The sequence below is a fragment of the Aeromonas sp. QDB18 genome (genome assembly GCF_027705325.1).
Classification (GTDB): Bacteria; Pseudomonadota; Gammaproteobacteria; order Enterobacterales; family Aeromonadaceae; genus Aeromonas; species Aeromonas caviae.
The window spans coordinates 1-950 of record NZ_JAPDBQ010000318.1; the positions used below are offsets into that span (position 1 = coordinate 1).

A 950-nucleotide genomic window follows, 5' to 3' on the forward strand; every position below is an offset into this window, starting at 1 on the left:
AGGCAGCCTGTCAAGGTATTCGAAGAGTACCGTCAGGCGGCATAGGCGAGTGTCGCACTTCGAAGTTGAATTCGCGGATAACGAGCTGCAGGCGTTGACTCAGAAGCTGGAGAAGGCCCGCGCCCTGAAGCAAGGCATGATGCAGCAACTGCTGACCGGCAAAATTCGCCTGCCGCTGGCGGCGGGGGCATAGACGGGGGCATAAGTGCAGCCCAACCGGATGACCGCCTCTGCCGCGAACCTGGCCACCGAGCCACCCAGCGCCGGATTTGCTTGACTGTTGCGTGACTGGGGCGGTTGTTAATTGGCGCGATAGATGTTTATCTATCTGAAAAGAAAGAGATACTTTTATTGTGAGTTGCTTGATGGCGTGCACAGCGGCCACCCGCATACGAAAAGCGAGTGGGGTCATCGTTGGCGTGTTTATCAAGCGTTGGGTATCGCAGGAGCTAGCCACCCATGGCCTATGACTATAGCCAGAGCCTGAATCCGCAGAAGGCGCTGATATTCCGGATCGTGCATCGGGATAACCTGGAATGGATCCTGACCCATGGCCTGTGGGCGGGGAATGGTCAGCAGCAAAGCCCGCACTGGGTGCATATCGGGTTGCCGGAGCTGATTGCCAAGCGCGCGCGCCATCCGGTGCCGCTGGCTCCTTACGGCGTGTTGAATGACTATGTGCCCTTCTACTTCACGCCGTTTTCTCCCATGCTCAGCAATATTCACTCCGGGCGCGGTGTTCCCCGGCGTGAAAATGATGAAATCCTGATCCTGGTTTCCAGCCTGCATCGCATGGCTGAACTGGGGCTACCGTTTGTGTTTACCGATAGCCATGCCTATTACCAGTGGGCCAATTTCTATGTCGACCTTGGCGATCTGGGGCGGATTGACTGGCCACTGTTGCAGCGCCGTGATTTCAAGCGTGATGCGGACGATTTGAGCAAGCTGGA

General features: G+C 56.9%; 2 protein-coding genes. Both read left to right on the plus strand.

The genetic code is table 11. The annotated features are described in order from the left end of the window. On the plus strand, positions 1-193 hold a 193-nt coding region (locus OKC30_RS21110), incomplete at its 5' end, for a hypothetical protein (RefSeq protein WP_270667097.1). 266 nt (positions 194-459) lie between these two features. Next, the coding region (gene darT, locus OKC30_RS21115) for a type II toxin-antitoxin system toxin DNA ADP-ribosyl transferase DarT (RefSeq protein ID WP_270809831.1) at positions 460-950 on the plus strand (491 nt) is incomplete at its 3' end.